Origin of the sequence: Citrobacter farmeri (assembly GCF_019048065.1) — a bacterium.
Lineage (GTDB): Bacteria > Pseudomonadota > Gammaproteobacteria > Enterobacterales > Enterobacteriaceae > Citrobacter_A > Citrobacter_A farmeri.
The window spans coordinates 1,451,515-1,468,060 of the sequence record NZ_CP077291.1; the positions used below are offsets into that span (position 1 = coordinate 1,451,515).

Genomic DNA, 16,546 nt, shown 5'->3' on the forward strand with positions numbered 1-16,546 from the left:
TCAATGGTAGCCCATAATCTGTGCGCCAATCACCACCACGCTGGACATAATAAACAGCAGCCCCAGCAGCGTCGCACCCACTTTTAGCCAGTTACGGAAATCCACCCGACAAACGCCTAAGGTCGCCATCAGTGACGCAGAGGTCGGATAGATGATATGGCTGAAGCCATCGCCAAACTGGAATGCCAGCACGGTCACCTGACGGTTAACACCCACCAGATCGCCGAGCGGCGCTAACAGCGGCATGGTCAGCGCCGCCTGGCCCGATCCTGAGGTAACAAAGAAATTAAACACGGCCTGGAAGAGCAGCATAAACCACGCGGCAACGGCGTTATCCAGCCCGCTGATGCCGTTGGCGATGCTGTGCAACAGCGTATTCAGTACACTCGCGTCACCTGCTTCGCCGTTGCCTACCAGCAGCAATATGCCTTTGGCAAAGCCAACCAGCAGGGCGGGGGCAATCATCATGCGCGCGCCTTCGGTGAAAGAGGACGCCATAATGTTGACCGTCATACCGTTAAGGCGAAAGACAACGGCAATAATGCCAATCACCAGGCCCATGGTGAAGAACTGGCTGGCGATTTCAGGAATAAACCACGCGTTGACGATGACGCCCCAGATCACCCATACCATTACACCGGTCAGAACCAGTAGCACCAGCCAGTCGCCGATCGTGAAGCGTCGCTCGACAATGTCAGCCTGCTGTTCACGGAAGAAACGATCGGACTCATGCACGCGCGACAGATGCGGGTTCTTTTTCACGCGCGAGGCATAGGCGAGGGTAAACGTCAGGCCAATCAGCGTTGAAATGACCCATACCACAATGCGCAGACCGGAACCGGAGAGAACGGGGACGCCAGCTATTCCCTGAGCGACTACCACGCAGAAGGGATTCATCCACGAACTGGCAAAGCCAATTTGTGTCGCGATGTAGGTCACCAGCACGGTGGTGATACTGTCGTAGCCCAGTCGTACCATCAGCGGCGCGATGATGATCGCAAAGGCGACCGCCTCTTCTCCCATACCGAATACCGCGCCGCCCAGTGAGAAGAGAATAAACAGCACCGGGATGAACAGAACCTCGTTGCCTTTGGTATGACGGATCAGCGCCAGGATGCCATTATCAATAGTTCCTGTGCGCATGACGATGCCAAACGCGCCACCAATCACCAGCATAAACATGATGATACCGACGGCGGTGCCGAATTTAGAGCCAGAAGTCAGCCCTTCGAACGGGAAGTTCATCAGGCCCGGACTTTCATCACCGGTGGTAAAGAACTTCACCGGGTGGTACTGCGCTTCACCAGCCTCGTTGGTCAGAATACGAAAGGAGTGCGGGTCGACCACTTTACGGGTTTTTGTCTGACCATCTACCTGGTATTGGACCTCCTGGCTGTCGAACATCCCGACCGGGACAACCCAGGTCGCAAGGCTGGTTAAAATAGCGACAAAGAAAATAATGACCAACGTATCGGGCATGGCCCATTTTCTGGTTGGCTGTGTTTCGGTTACTGCAGACATGACAGACTATCCCTGTTGCAAAGCAAAGAGACTAAGTATGCAAACAGGCGAATGGTTATTCATTGATACAGCGCAGTTAAGCCAAAAAATCAGATTTCACAAGGCTGAAAAAGAGGGAATAAAAAATCCGGAAACCATTACGATTTCCGGATGTTGGCCGGGCCCGTCAGCGCCCGGATGAGACAGTTTACTGCTGTTGTGAAGACTGAATCGCGGTCAGGGCGATGGTGTAGACGATATCGTCTACCAGCGCGCCACGAGACAGGTCGTTCACCGGCTTGCGCATACCCTGCAGCATCGGCCCGATGGAGATCAGGTCGGCAGAACGCTGTACCGCTTTGTAGGTGGTGTTACCGGTGTTCAGATCCGGGAAGATGAACACGGTAGCGCGACCGGCAACCGGAGAGTTCGGCGCTTTGGATTTTGCGACATCAGCCATCACGGCGGCATCGTACTGCAGCGGACCATCGATCATCAGGTCAGGACGTTTTTCCTGCGCCAGACGAGTCGCTTCGCGCACTTTTTCTACGTCGCTACCCGCACCAGAGGTGCCGGTGGAGTAGGAGAGCATCGCAACGCGCGGTTCGATGCCAAAGGCAATAGCGGAATCGGCAGACTGGATAGCGATCTCAGCCAACTGTTCAGCGGTCGGATCCGGGTTGATCGCGCAGTCACCGTAAACATAAACCTGTTCCGGCAGCAGCATGAAGAATACGGAGGAAACCAGTGAGCTGCCTGGCGCTGTTTTGATCAATTGCAGCGGCGGACGAATGGTGTTCGCCGTGGTGTGAACGGCACCCGATACCAGACCGTCAACTTCGTCTTGTTCCAGCATCAGCGTACCGAGAACCACGTTGTCTTCCAGCTGTTCGCGGGCAACGGTTTCGGTCATGCCTTTGCTCTTACGCAGTTCAACCAGACGTGCGACATAGCTTTCGCGAACCACTTCCGGGTCAACGATTTCGATGCCAGCGCCGAGTTCAACACCCTGAGACGCCGCAACGCGGTTGATCTCTTCCGGATTACCCAGCAGCACGCAGGTAGCGATACCACGTTCAGCACAGATGGCTGCCGCTTTCACGGTACGCGGTTCGTCGCCTTCCGGCAGCACAACACGTTTACCGGCTTTACGTGCCAGTTCGGTCAACTGATAGCGGAAAGCGGGTGGAGACAGACGACGGCTGCGCTCAGAGGTCGCGGTCAGAGACTCGATCCAGTCAGCGTTGATGTAGTTCGCCACATACTCCTGAACTTTCTCGATGCGAGCGTGATCGTCAACCGGCACTTCCAGGTTGAAGCTTTGCAGGCTCAGAGAGGTCTGCCAGGTATTGGTGTTCACCATGAATACCGGCAGGCCGGTCGCAAAAGCGCGTTCACACAGTTTAGAAATGCGCGCGTCCATTTCGTAACCACCGGTCAGCAGCAGGGCGCCGATTTCTACGCCGTTCATCGCGGCCAGACAAGCGGCAACCAGCACGTCCGGACGGTCAGCGGAGGTAACCAGCAGAGAACCGGCGCGGAAGTGTTCCAGCATGTGCGGAATGCTGCGCGCACAGAAGGTGACAGATTTCACGCGACGCGTGTTGATGTCGCCTTCGTTAACGATGGTGGCATTCAGGTGGCGCGCCATGTCGATTGCACGAGTCGCAATCAGATCAAAGCTCCACGGCACCGCGCCCAGAACCGGCAGCGGGCTGCTTGCGGTGAGCTGGGCCGGATCAACCTTCACGACCTGTGCTTTGGAAGAGTCGTCGAAAATCTCGGACAGATCCGGGCGAGTACGACCCTGTTCATCAACCGGAGCGTTCAGTTTATTAACGATAACGCCAGTGATGTTGGTATTTTTTGTGCCGCCGAAGCTGCTGCGAGTCAGTTCAATACGCTCGTTCAGCTGTTCTGGCGTATCGGTGCCCTGAGACATCACGAATACGATTTCTGCATTCAGCGTTTTGGCAATTTCGTAGTTCAGCGACTGCGCGAACTGGTGTTTACGGGTTGGGACCAGGCCTTCAACCAGTACCACTTCTGCGTCTTTGGTGTTCGCGTGGTAGTTCGCGATGATCTCTTCCATCAGCACATCTTTCTGATTGCTGGACAGCAGAGACTCAACGTGGCTCATCTTCAGCGGTTCAGCCGCTGTTACAGAGGAGTTTGCACGAACGATAGCGGTGGTCTGGTCTGGCGCATCGCCACCGGCGCGTGGCTGGGCGATTGGCTTAAAGACACTCAGACGAACGCCTTTGCGTTCCATAGCGCGGATGACGCCGAGGCTGACGCTGGTCAGGCCGACGCTGGTTCCGGTAGGGATCAGCATAATAATACGGGACACGGTTTATCCTCTTTCGTTACCGCCCGTTGGGCGGGTTACAAAACAGCACCGCCAGCTTAGCTGGCGGTGTGAAATCAGGCAGTCAGACGGCTCGCGTCTTGCGCGATAACCAGTTCTTCGTTGGTTGGGATCACCACCGCAGGACGGGTACCTTCCTTGTTGATGAAACCGGACTTACCGAAACGTGCAGCCAGGTTACGTTCATGATCAACTTCAAAGCCCAGCACGCCCAGTTTACCCAGGGACAGCTCGCGAACCATCGCCGCGTTCTCACCGATACCACCGGTGAAGACAACGGCGTCCAGACGACCATCCATCAGCGCCGTGTAGGAACCGATGTACTTCGCCAGACGGTGGCAGTAAACGTCCATTGCACGTTTCGCGTCTTCTTTGGTGGTGTAGTTGTCTTCAACATAACGGCAGTCGCTGGTGACTTCGGTCAGACCCAGCAGGCCAGACTCTTTGGTCAGCATTTTGTTAATCTGATCAACGCTCATGCCCAGCGTGTCGTGCAGGTGGAAAATGATTGCCGGGTCGATGTCACCGGAACGAGTACCCATCACCAGACCTTCCAGCGGGGTCAGGCCCATAGAGGTATCAACACATTTACCGTTGCGGATAGCAGAAACAGAACCACCGTTGCCCAGGTGGCAAGTGATGATGTTCAGTTCTTCTACCGGTTTGTTCAGCATTTTTGCCGCTTCCTGAGTGACGAAGAAGTGGCTGGTACCGTGCGCGCCATAACGACGAACGCCGTGTTCTTTGTACAGGCTGTACGGCAGGGCATAGAGGTAAGACTCTTCCGGCATGGTCTGATGGAACGCGGTGTCAAACACAGCCACGTTTTTGTCTTTCAACTGCGGGAAGGATTTCAGTGCTTCTGCGATCCCGATCAGGTGAGCCGGGTTATGCAGCGGTGCGAAAGAGGCAGAATCTTTGATGCCCTGAATAACAGAGTCATCGATAACCACGGAGCTGGTATACTTCTCGCCGCCGTGTACGATACGGTGACCGATTGCAGTCAACTGCGCAGACAGTTCTGGTTTTTGTGCCAGAATAGTATTAACGATAAAGTTCAGCGCTTCACTGTGAGCGGCGCCTGCACCTAAAGCCGCTTCTTGTTTACCGCCGTCCATTTTCCATTTGATACGCGCTTCTGGGAGATGGAAACATTCGGCTAAACCAGAAAGGTATTCTTCACCGTTAACTGCATCGATGATTGCAAATTTCAGTGAGGAGCTACCGCAGTTCAGAACCAGTACTAACTTACTCGACATGGAAGTACCTATTATTGATACGTGGCTAAAAAAACGTCAGGGAGCCATAGAGCGTAGCGCAGTGTGACGCTGACATTTATGATTAACATCATGCGCAGTTGTCTTTTTTGGCATGATGGAAGAAATACCTTTGAGTCTATGCCATTTTGCGTATTTTTCAGCCAATGGCATACTATATGTAAATTTGACGACTCAATGATTTTGGACTACAGGCCATTTACAGGCCGCTACAGGATACCCGATAGTGGGTATCAATGACAAAATGTTTTGAACGTTGTCCCGCATAGTTGTTGTTTTGCACAAATATTTGAATTTTTATATGTGAAGTTGAGGTAAGCCATGTCGACGCCGGATCATCGCTCCGTAAATTTTTTCAGCCTTTTTCGCCGGGGGCAGCATTATTCAAAGACGTGGCCAATGGAAAAGCGCCTTGCACCCGTCTTTGTTGAGAACCGCGTGATACGGATGACGCGCTACGCGATCCGCTTTATGCCGCCGATCGCCATTTTTACCCTGTGCTGGCAGATAGCACTGGGGGGGCAGTTAGGGCCTGCCGTCGCCACCGCGTTGTTTGCGCTCAGCCTGCCGATGCAGGGGCTGTGGTGGTTAGGAAAACGTTCCGTCACGCCGCTGCCGCCCTCTATCCTGAACTGGTTCTATGAAGTCAGAGGCAAATTACAGGAAGCGGGACAGGCGCTCTCCCCGGTTGAAGGAAAGCCGGATTACCAGGCGTTAGCTGACACGCTTAAGCGTGCCTTCAAACAACTGGATAAAACTTTCCTTGATGATTTGTAATTGACCCCGGATTACGCATATAAAAGAAGGCATATTGATGCCTTCTTTTTTTTCACTTTTTTCACCGTAGTAGAGTGATACAGGAGTCCCAAATGGAAATGACCAACGCTCAACGTCTGATTTTGTCTAATCAATACAAAATGATGACCATGCTCGATCCGACAAACGCCGAGCGCTATCGTCGTCTGCAGACGATCATTGAACGCGGCTACGGTCTGCAAATGCGCGAGCTGGATCGGGAGTTTGGCGAGCTGAAAGAGGAAACCTGTCGTACGGTTATCGACATCATGGAGATGTATCATGCCCTGCACGTCTCATGGGCTAACCTGAAAGATGCGCAAAATATCGATGAGCGTCGGGTGACCTTCCTGGGCTTTGACGCTGCAACGGAAGCGCGCTACCTCGGCTATGTTCGCTTTATGGTGAATGTGGAAGGACGTTACACCCATTTTGATGCCGGCACTCACGGCTTCAACGCGCAGACGCCAATGTGGGAAAAATATCAGCGGATGTTAAGCGCGTGGCACGCCTGTCCGCGTCAGTATCATTTGAGCGCCAACGAAATCAACCAAATCATCAATGCCTGAGGAGGTGAACGTGCAGTGCAAAGGCTTTCTGTTTGACCTGGATGGAACTCTGGTTGACTCTTTACCCGCAGTGGAACGGGCATGGTGTAACTGGGCCGACCGCTTTGGGCTGACGCATGACGAGGTGCTGGGTTTTGTTCATGGCAAGCAGGCGATCACCTCTTTGCGTCATTTTATGGCGGGCAAGCCTGAGGCGGAGATCGCCGCCGAGTTTACACGTCTGGAGCAAATTGAAGCGACAGAAACGGCGGGCATCACCGCACTGCCTGGTGCGGTTGCGCTGCTCAATCATCTGAATAAGGCCGGGATCCCGTGGGCGATTGTGACATCCGGGTCAATGCCGGTCGCACGTGCACGTCATCAGGTGGCCAACCTGCCGGCACCAGAGGTTTTCGTGACGGCTGAGCGGGTCAAACGCGGTAAGCCTGAACCGGATGCCTATTTGTTGGGGGCGCAGTTGCTGGGCTTAGCGCCGCACGAATGTGCGGTGGTGGAGGATGCTCCTGCGGGCGTGCTCTCGGGGTTGGCCGCAGGTTGCCATGTCATCGCAGTGAATGCCCCGGCGGACACGCCGCGTCTGGATGAGGTCGATTTCGCCCTGACCAGTCTGGAACAGCTTTCGGTGACGAAACAACCGAACGGTGATGTGGTCGTATCAAGAAATACCTGATCATGATTTAGCCCCGATTTGTCGGGGCTTTTTTATGGCAGAATCATTCCATCTTCTCATCTGACAAGGATAGGTTGTGAACGGTGAATTGATCTGGGTTCTCTCGCTGTTGGCGATTGCCGTTATTTTGTTTGCGACAGGCAGAGTGCGTATGGACGCGGTAGCTCTGTTGGTCATCGTAGCCTTTGTTCTGAGTGGAACATTAAGTATTACCGAAGCCTTCTCTGGCTTCAGCGACCCTAACGTGGTGTTGATTGCCGCACTGTTTATCATCGGTGACGGACTGGTGCGCACCGGCGTAGCGACCGTTATGGGGACCTGGCTGGTGAAAATGGCGGGCAGCAGCGAAATCAAGATGCTGGTCCTGCTGATGCTGACCGTTGCCGGCCTGGGCGCGTTTATGAGTTCAACCGGCGTCGTCGCGATTTTTATCCCCGTGGTACTCAGCGTCTCGATGCGTATGCAAACGTCGCCGTCGCGCCTGATGATGCCGCTGAGTTTTGCAGGGCTTATTAGCGGCATGATGACGCTGGTGGCCACCCCGCCAAACCTGGTCGTTAACAGCGAATTATTGCGTGAAGGCCATGCTGGTTTCAGCTTCTTCAGCGTTACACCTATTGGTCTCGTCGTGCTGGTGCTGGGCATTATTTATATGTTGCTGATGCGTTTTATGCTCAAAGGCGACAATCCGCAACAGCAACGGGATGGCTGGAAGCGCCGCACTTTCCGCGATCTGATCAAAGAATATCGCCTGACCGGGCGGGCGCGTCGACTGGCTATTCGTCCGGGGTCGCCGATGATCGGCCAGCGTCTCGACGATCTCAAACTGCGTGAGCGCTATGGCGCTAACGTGATCGGTGTCGAACGCTGGCGGCGTTTTCGGCGGGTGATTGTGAACGTGAATGGGGTTTCGGAGTTTCGCGCCCGCGACGTATTGCTGATTGATATGTCTGCCGCCGACGTCGATCTCCGTGAATTCTGTAGCGAGCAACTGCTGGAGCCGATGGTGCTGCGCGGGGAATATTTCTCTGACCAGGCGCTGGATGTGGGAATGGCGGAAATCTCGCTGATCCCGGAATCAGAGCTGATTGGCAAGTCGGTGCGGGAAATCGGTTTTCGTACCCGTTACGGGCTGAACGTGGTTGGTCTGAAACGCGACGGCGTGGCGATCGAAGGCTCGCTTGCCGATGAGCCGCTGCTGATGGGCGATATCATTCTGGTCGTCGGAAACTGGAAGTTGATCGGCATGCTGGCGAAGCAGGGGCGAGATTTTGTCGCGCTTAACCTGCCGGAGGAGGTGAGCGAGGCATCACCTGCGCACAGCCAGGCCCCGCATGCTATTTTCTGTCTGGTTCTGATGGTCGCGCTGATGCTGACCGACGAAATTCCTAATCCCGTAGCGGCAATTGTTGCCTGTCTGCTGATGGGGAAATTCCGCTGCATTGACGCCGAAAGCGCCTACAAAGCGATTCACTGGCCAAGTATCATTTTGATCGTCGGCATGATGCCTTTTGCTCTGGCGCTGCAAAAGACCGGCGGTGTGGATCTGGCGGTGAAAGGATTGATGGACGTCGGCGGCGGTTATGGTCCGTACATGATGTTGGGTTGTTTGTTTGTGCTGTGTGCGACCATTGGCCTGTTTATCTCAAATACCGCGACGGCGGTATTAATGGCGCCGATTGCGCTGGCGGCGGCGAAATCGATGGGTGTTTCCCCTTATCCCTTTGCGATGGTGATCGCGATGGCGGCGTCGGCGGCCTTTATGACGCCGGTTTCATCACCGGTCAACACGCTGGTGTTAGGGCCGGGGAATTACAGCTTTAGCGATTTTTTAAAGCTGGGCGTTCCGTTCACCCTCATCGTGATGGCGGTATGCGTGGTGATGATCCCAATGCTGTTTCCGTTTTAATATTGTGTCGTATTGCCGGATGGAGCAGACGCTTATCCGGCAAACGGTTACAGCGGAGAATCCTGGCTAATTTCATCGAGAGACAGGTGGAAGCTGGGGACGAAGACCTCCATGAAATAATCCATCTCCGGGCTCCGGCGTGATTCCAGCGTTTTTTCCAGTCGCGTCTTCGCCAGCAGAAATTCATTATTTCCCGCCGACAATTCTTCCAGACACTTCAGATAAGCGCACAGCGCGTCGGCCTGTTTCACAATTGATTTTTCTTCTTCGCTATAGGCATGCTCATCAATCAGCGGAGCAAAAATATCCCGCAACTCATCGGGCACCATATCGACCAGTTTCTGCTGCGCGATTTTCTCAATAGCCTTATATTCCTGAGCGATTTGTGAATTGAAATATTTCACCGGCGTCGGCAGATCGCCGGTCAGCACTTCTGACGCATCGTGATACATCGCCAGCAGCGCAATGCGTTCGGCATTCACCTGTCCGGCAAATTTACGATTTTTGATCGCCGCCAGCGCATGGGCGACCATTGCGACCTGGAGGCTGTGCTCAGAGACGTTTTCTGTACGCACATTGCGCATTAAAGGCCAGCGGTTAATGAGTTTGAGGCGGGAGAGGTGGGCAAAAAAATGGCTCTGCTTCATAGTGACCTTTTCATGATAACAACCTGGAGGTCATTGTGCGCAGAGAAGGCCATCGGATGCAAATACCGACGGCCAGTTTACGGTTATAACTGATGATATCCCGACAGGAAACGACCAAATTTGCTCAGCGACATTTCAATATCGTCAATGCGGGGCAGGGTGACGATGCGCACATGATCCGGCCACGGCCAGTTAAACGCCGTCCCCTGAACCAGCAGGACTTTTTCCTGCAACAGGAAATCGAGCACCATTTTCTGGTCGTCGTGAATATTGAAACGTTTGGCGTCTATTTTCGGGAACATATACAGCGCACCGCGTGGCTTCACGCAGGAGACGCCCGGAATATCGTTGATCAATTCCCAGGCGCGATTGCGCTGCTCATACAGACGTCCACCGGGCATGATAAATTCACTGATACTCTGGTAACCGCCCAGCGCCGTCTGAATAGCGTGTTGCGCTGGCACGTTGGCACAAAGACGCATCGATGCCAGCATCTCCAGTCCTTCGATATAGCCTTTCGCATGTTTCTTCGGACCGTTGAGAACCATCCAGCCCTGACGGAATCCTGCCACGCGATAGGTTTTGGACAGGCCGTTAAAGGTGATCGTCAGCAGATCCGGTGCCATCGCGGCGATGGAATGGTGCTCGGCATCGTCATACAGGATCTTATCGTAGATCTCATCGGCAAAGATGATGAGGTTATTCTGCCGCGCGATCTCGACAATCTCCATCAGCAGCTCTTTGGAATAAACCGCACCGGTCGGGTTATTCGGGTTAATAATAACGATCCCACGGGTACGTGGCGTAATTTTTGCGCGAATGTCATCAAGATCGGGGAACCAGTCGGATGACTCATCGCACAAGTAATGTACTGCATTCCCACCGGAGAGCGCGACCGCCGCTGTCCACAGCGGATAATCTGGTGCAGGCACCAGCATTTCGTCCCCACTGTTCAGCAATGCCTGCATCGCCTGCACAATTAGCTCTGAAACGCCATTGCCGATGTAGATATCTTCGACGGTGACGTCACGCATGCCACGCGCCTGATAATGCTGCATGATGGCTTTGCGAGCGGAATAGAGGCCTTTCGAATCGCAATAACCCTGCGCGGTAGGCAGATTGCGAATGACGTCCACCAGAATCTCATCGGGAGCGTCAAAGCCAAAAGGAGCGGGGTTACCAATGTTCAGTTTCAGGACCTTATTGCCTTCTTCTTCAAGGCGTTTCGCTTCCTTCAGAACAGGACCGCGGATGTCATAACAGACGTTATCTAATTTGCTGGATTTCTCAATGGGGGACATGAACCTTGACCTTTATGCTGTTATCACCACTTCCTGCCGTGGAAGTCAGTTTGAAACAATGTACTCCCACGGCGGGGCGTTTTGAAGGCTTTACAGAAGAAGATTTTGCTGAATGGTAACGTGCTATTGTGCTGTTATTAACTGGATTTTATGGGTTTTTTAGAGATAAAATCAGGATGTTGGTTGTTTATCAGAATTATGTTTTGGGTTTTTTGCTGCCGGCTGGCTTATTCTCTTGCCGGGAAAAGGTTCTGTGCTCGCGAAATTTCGGGGAGATTCTTATGTCACTTAATAATTCGTAAATACTGAAAGATTAAGCGCCGGTAGTGTTATCGGGATGTACGGGAACCCTGGCGGTGTAAATCTAATGTTAAGCAGGATTTATGAATGACCTCGAATCTCATTAATTATTATTTAATAATTAAAAAGGCTTTACGCAAGGCGAGAATAATAGCGGCTTGATTTGAGAAACATAACAAAACTTTGCATCAGATTATTCGTATTAAGGCTTATAAATAAAAAGGTTTTAGGTTAAGATACGCATGAAGAAATGACACGTGGCCGCATGATTTGTTAATATCCTGGATGGGATTGTGTGGCTAACTTACTGCCATGTATGCTTATTTCTCGTTGATGTATGCTAAGCTCCATTCTTTACATTTACACTTTTACATCCAGATAATGGCAGAAATCTGCATACACTTTAATAGGTAAGCCCGTTCTTAACGAAATAACCTGACAGACACCGTAAGGTATTATTACGTAAGAAAGAGAGTAGCATTTCGCCAGTCACATGATATACCTATTTACTTTCACCTGCAGTCAGCGGGTGACTCTGCTAAGGAAGCGCATTACAAACGGAATTGCTTGATTTTGTATGCACAGCATTAACAAGCTCAGTATGAGCCGCCAGTAAGTGAAAAATTATGATAAATGCAAATCGTCCGATAATTAACCTCGACCTCGATCTGCTGAGAACATTTGTTGCTGTTGCCGACCTGAACACATTTGCAGCAGCGGCTGCAGCGGTATGTCGTACTCAGTCTGCGGTGAGTCAACAGATGCAGCGCCTCGAGCAACTCGTGGGAAAAGAACTCTTCGCTCGTCACGGTCGTAATAAACTGTTGACTGAACACGGCATTCAGCTTCTGGGTTACGCCAGAAAAATTTTACGTTTCAATGATGAGGCGTGCTCATCATTGATGTTCAGCAATCTTCAGGGAGTATTAACTATCGGGGCTTCTGATGAATCTGCCGATACAATACTGCCTTTCCTTCTGAATCGCATTAGCTCGGTTTATCCGAAACTTGCGCTGGATGTCAGGGTGAAGCGAAATGCCTTCATGCTTGATATGCTGAAATCGCAAGAAGTGGATCTGATCGTCACCACCAACCGGCCGGGATCGTTTGAGAGCCTGACGCTGCGTACCTCGCCGACACACTGGTACTGTGCCGCAGAGTATGTGTTGCAAAAAGGCGAACCGGTTCCGCTGGTGCTGTTGGATGATCCCAGCCCGTTCCGCGATGTGGTCCTTGCCACCCTGAACGCGGCAAACATTCCCTGGCGACTGGCCTATGTGGCATCGACATTGCCGGCAGTGCGCGCGGCGGTGAAGGCTGGGCTCGGCGTGACGGCGCGCCCGGTAGAAATGATGAGTCCGGATCTGCGCGTGCTGGGGGCGGTTGATGGATTACCGCCGTTGCCGGACACCGAATACCTGCTGTGCCGTGACCCGGCATCGAAGAACGATCTGGCTCAGGTTATCTATCAGGCGATGGATACCTGGCAGAATCCGTGGCAGTACAGCCCGATTACCCCCGAAGGGGGAGATGATTCCGTGCTGGTCGAAGGAGACTATGAGTAACGGATCACATAAAAAGCGTTAAAAAATGCATGTGTAAAAAAGAGCCACTGGTGATCAAAAAACACCCAGTGGTTCTTTTTTTGTACTAATATCCTTAACGGGCAGGAGGAAAGAGGTAAAAATCCTCATAAATCAGCGAGTAGACGTTGCGTTTCAAAAACGCGTAAAAAATAAGCGAAATTCGCAGGCCGGCTTTCTCATGTTAAAAAACGAGAGAAATTGTTGCTGTTTTTTGAGGTGGATTAACAAAAGCGTGTCACAGATCAAGAAAATACTCCCTTTTAGGGGAAGGCTTTTGGATCAATTCCTGTCAAAATAGGCGCGTTTTTTCCTACTTACTTCACAACGGACACGATTCAACAACGACCCCATTTAGCCTGTGAATCGATCAACACGGTGCTAAAGCGCATTAAATGTTAAGGGTGTTGTTATCATGTAAATTAATGTGAGGAAACTTTTGTTAAAGTTGACAAAAGGTTATAGAAAGGAGTAAAAAACCCCATCAATTGGCTGTCTAAAACATTTTTTGCAGCGATTGTAAGGTTTTTTTTATTCCTCCCCATGAATCGATGTGGCGTTCATCTGCCGTAAAGAGCAGAGAATTTGGCGCTACTTTTGATGAGTAAGCAATGAGTATGTCAACATCCACTGAAGTCATCGCTCATCACTGGGCATTCGCTATCTTTCTTATTGTTGCCATTGGCCTGTGCTGCCTGATGCTTATCGGCGGTTGGTTTTTAGGCGGTCGCGCACGCGCGAGGTCAAAAAACACCCCGTTTGAATCAGGTATCGACTCGGTCGGCACCGCCCGCTTACGCCTGTCTGCCAAATTTTATCTGGTAGCCATGTTCTTCGTTATCTTCGACGTTGAAGCGCTGTATCTGTTCGCATGGTCGACCTCTATCCGTGAAAGCGGCTGGGTTGGCTTTGTGGAAGCTGCAATTTTTATTTTTGTGTTACTGGCAGGTCTGGTTTATCTGGTGCGTATTGGCGCGCTGGACTGGACGCCCGCGCGTTCACGCCGCGAGCGTATGAACCCGGAAACGAACAGTATCGCTAATCGTCAACGCTAACCGCGAGGCATTAAGATGGATTATACGCTCACCCGCATAGATCCTAACGGTGAGAACGACCGTTACCCCCTGCAAAAACAGGAGATCGTAACCGACCCCCTGGAACAGGAAGTTAATAAAAACGTGTTCATGGGCAAACTCCATGACATGGTTAACTGGGGTCGCAAAAACTCAATCTGGCCTTATAACTTCGGCCTTTCCTGCTGCTACGTTGAGATGGTGACCTCCTTCACCGCCGTGCATGACGTGGCGCGCTTTGGCGCGGAAGTCCTGCGTGCTTCACCGCGTCAGGCTGACCTGATGGTGGTGGCGGGGACCTGCTTTACCAAGATGGCGCCGGTTATTCAGCGTCTCTATGACCAGATGCTGGAGCCGAAATGGGTGATTTCCATGGGGGCGTGTGCCAACTCCGGCGGTATGTACGATATTTATTCGGTAGTGCAGGGCGTTGATAAGTTTATCCCTGTGGATGTTTACATCCCGGGTTGCCCGCCGCGTCCGGAGGCGTACATGCAGGCGTTAATGCTGTTGCAGGATTCCATTGGCAAAGAACGTCGTCCGCTCTCCTGGGTGGTTGGCGATCAGGGCGTTTATCGCGCCAACATGCAGTCAGAGCGCGAGCGTAAACGCGGCGAACGCATTGCAGTAACGAATCTGCGTACACCAGACGAGATTTAATTTGCGCCTGTCGGCAGCAGCATTTTACTTCGCCCATCACTACATAAATTCAGCGAAGCTCTGTCGACAGTCACCACGGACCATTTGCAATGGTGAACAATATGACCGACTTAACCGCGCAGAATGCCGCATGTCTTACCCGGGATCACCTTGATGACCCGGTCATCGGCGAACTGCGCAACCGTTTTGGGCCGGATGCCTTTACCGTTCAGGCGACTCGCACCGGGGTACCCGTTGTTTGGGTCAAGCGTGAACAATTACTGGAAGTGGGCGATTTCTTAAAGAGATTGCCGAAACCTTACGTCATGCTGTTTGACTTACACGGCATGGACGAACGTCTGCGCACACACCGCGAAGGATTACCTGCCGCGGATTTTTCCGTTTTCTACCACCTGATTTCCATTGAACGCAACCGCGATATCATGCTCAAGGTGGCATTATCTGAAAACGACCTGCGCGTGCCGACCTTCACCAAACTGTTCCCGAACGCCAACTGGTATGAGCGTGAAACCTGGGAAATGTTTGGTATTGATATTGAAGGTCACCCGCACCTGACGCGCCTGCTGATGCCGCACACCTGGCAGGGCCACCCGCTGCGTAAAGACTACCCGGCGCGTGCCACCGAATTCGATCCGTTTGAGCTGACCAAAGCGAAACAGGATCTGGAAATGGAAGCGCTGACCTTCAAACCGGAAGACTGGGGGATGCAGCGCGGTACCGAAAACGAGGACTTCATGTTCCTCAACCTCGGCCCGAACCACCCGTCCTCGCACGGGGCATTCCGTATTGTTCTTCAGCTTGATGGCGAAGAGATTGTCGACTGCGTACCTGACATCGGCTACCACCACCGTGGAGCTGAAAAGATGGGTGAACGTCAGTCATGGCACAGCTACATTCCGTATACCGACCGTATCGAATACCTCGGCGGTTGCGTCAACGAGATGCCGTACGTGCTGGCCGTGGAAAAACTGGCGGGCATTACCGTACCGGATCGCGTTAACGTTATCCGTGTGATGCTCTCCGAGTTGTTCCGCATTAACAGCCATCTGCTGTATATCTCGACGTTTATTCAGGACGTCGGCGCGATGACGCCGGTCTTCTTTGCCTTTACCGACCGCCAGAAAATCTACGACATCGTGGAAGCGGTTACTGGTTACCGTATGCACCCGGCCTGGTTCCGTATCGGCGGTGTGGCGCATGACCTGCCGCGCGGCTGGGACAAACTGTTGCGCGAGTTCCTCGACTGGATGCCGAAGCGTCTGGCTTCTTACGAGAAAGCCGCACTGCAAAACACCATTCTGAAAGGGCGTTCGCAGGGCGTGGCCGCTTACGGCGCGAAAGAAGCGCTGGACTGGGGCTGCACCGGCGCGGCGCTGCGTGCTACCGGTATTGATTTCGACGTGCGTAAAGCGCGTCCTTACTCTGGCTACGAAAACTTTGACTTTGAAGTGCCGGTTGGCGGCGGGGTTTCCGACTGCTACACCCGCGTAATGCTGAAAGTGGAAGAGCTGCGTCAGAGTCTGCGCATCCTTGAGCAGTGCCTCAATAACATGCCGGAAGGCCCGTTCAAAGCGGATCACCCGCTGACCACGCCGCCGCCGAAAGAGCGCACGCTGCAACATATCGAAACCCTGATCACCCACTTCCTGCAAGTGTCATGGGGCCCGGTAATGCCGGCGAACGAGTCCTTCCAGATGGTGGAAGCGACCAAGGGTATCAACAGTTACTACCTGACCAGCGATGGCAGCACCATGAGTTATCGTACCCGTATTCGTACCCCGAGCTATGCGCATTTGCAGCAGATCCCGGTGGCAGTACGTGGCAGCCTGGTGTCCGACCTGATCGTCCATCTGGGTAGTATCGATTTTGTTATGTCAGATGTGGACCGCTAATT

General features: G+C 52.7%; 13 protein-coding genes. 8 read left to right on the top strand and 5 right to left on the bottom strand.

The window, feature by feature from the left end; translation table 11 throughout:
• The 3 genes from yfcC to ackA all read right to left on the bottom strand — a co-directional run bounded on the left by yfcC (position 1) and on the right by ackA (position 5,127).
• Positions 1–1,521: a putative basic amino acid antiporter YfcC gene (gene yfcC / locus I6L53_RS06825; RefSeq protein ID WP_042317793.1), complete on the bottom strand. Its 1,521-nt coding sequence runs from the start codon at positions 1,519–1,521 to the stop codon at positions 1–3.
• A 187-nt stretch (positions 1,522–1,708) separates the two neighbouring features.
• On the bottom strand, positions 1,709–3,850 hold the full coding sequence (pta, locus tag I6L53_RS06830) for a phosphate acetyltransferase (RefSeq protein WP_042317794.1): 2,142 nt from the start codon (positions 3,848–3,850) through the stop codon (positions 1,709–1,711).
• A 74-nt stretch (positions 3,851–3,924) separates the two neighbouring features.
• A complete protein-coding gene (gene ackA / locus I6L53_RS06835; RefSeq protein ID WP_042317795.1) occupies positions 3,925–5,127 on the bottom strand; it encodes an acetate kinase in 1,203 nt (400 codons plus the stop codon).
• A gap of 339 nt (positions 5,128–5,466) precedes the next feature.
• Between ackA and yfbV the strand changes: the two genes are divergently transcribed.
• The 4 genes from yfbV to I6L53_RS06855 all read left to right on the top strand — a co-directional run bounded on the left by yfbV (position 5,467) and on the right by I6L53_RS06855 (position 9,088).
• Entirely contained in the window at positions 5,467–5,922 is a 456-nt protein-coding gene (gene yfbV, locus I6L53_RS06840) for a terminus macrodomain insulation protein YfbV (protein ID WP_042317796.1), read from the top strand.
• A gap of 92 nt (positions 5,923–6,014) precedes the next feature.
• Positions 6,015–6,509 (top strand): YfbU family protein, encoded by a 495-nt coding sequence (locus tag I6L53_RS06845; protein ID WP_042317798.1) that lies wholly within the window; start codon positions 6,015–6,017, stop codon positions 6,507–6,509.
• Positions 6,502–7,179: a sugar phosphatase gene (locus I6L53_RS06850; protein WP_042317799.1), complete on the top strand. Its 678-nt coding sequence runs from the start codon at positions 6,502–6,504 to the stop codon at positions 7,177–7,179. Before I6L53_RS06845 ends, I6L53_RS06850 begins: the two co-directional genes overlap by 8 nt.
• 76 nt (positions 7,180–7,255) lie before the next feature.
• Entirely contained in the window at positions 7,256–9,088 is a 1,833-nt protein-coding gene (locus tag I6L53_RS06855) for an SLC13 family permease (RefSeq protein WP_042317801.1), read from the top strand.
• A gap of 47 nt (positions 9,089–9,135) precedes the next feature.
• Here the strand turns inward: I6L53_RS06855 and yfbR are convergent, their stop codons facing one another.
• Together yfbR and alaA are read right to left on the bottom strand one after the other, a co-directional pair.
• Positions 9,136–9,735, bottom strand: coding sequence for a 5'-deoxynucleotidase (gene yfbR, locus I6L53_RS06860; RefSeq protein WP_042317802.1), 600 nt, complete (start codon positions 9,733–9,735; stop codon positions 9,136–9,138).
• Between the two features lie 83 nt (positions 9,736–9,818).
• The gene (gene alaA, locus I6L53_RS06865) at positions 9,819–11,036 is read right to left on the bottom strand and encodes an alanine transaminase AlaA (protein WP_042317803.1); all 1,218 of its coding nucleotides are present in this window, start codon (positions 11,034–11,036) and stop codon (positions 9,819–9,821) included.
• Between the two features lie 926 nt (positions 11,037–11,962).
• Between alaA and lrhA the strand changes: the two genes are divergently transcribed.
• The 4 genes from lrhA (at position 11,963) to nuoC (ending at position 16,544) form a co-directional block, all read left to right on the top strand.
• Positions 11,963–12,901: a transcriptional regulator LrhA gene (lrhA, locus tag I6L53_RS06870; RefSeq protein WP_042317805.1), complete on the top strand. Its 939-nt coding sequence runs from the start codon at positions 11,963–11,965 to the stop codon at positions 12,899–12,901.
• Positions 12,902–13,530: 629 nt separating this feature from the next.
• The gene (nuoA, locus tag I6L53_RS06875) at positions 13,531–13,974 is read left to right on the top strand and encodes an NADH-quinone oxidoreductase subunit NuoA (protein WP_042317806.1); all 444 of its coding nucleotides are present in this window, start codon (positions 13,531–13,533) and stop codon (positions 13,972–13,974) included.
• A gap of 15 nt (positions 13,975–13,989) precedes the next feature.
• Entirely contained in the window at positions 13,990–14,652 is a 663-nt protein-coding gene (gene nuoB, locus I6L53_RS06880; RefSeq protein WP_003028075.1) for an NADH-quinone oxidoreductase subunit NuoB, read from the top strand.
• A gap of 89 nt (positions 14,653–14,741) precedes the next feature.
• Positions 14,742–16,544 carry an NADH-quinone oxidoreductase subunit C/D gene (nuoC, locus tag I6L53_RS06885; protein ID WP_084196539.1) on the top strand — a complete coding sequence of 601 codons (1,803 nt, stop codon included), beginning with the start codon at positions 14,742–14,744 and terminating at the stop codon, positions 16,542–16,544.
• The last annotated feature ends 2 nt before the right edge of the window (positions 16,545–16,546 follow it).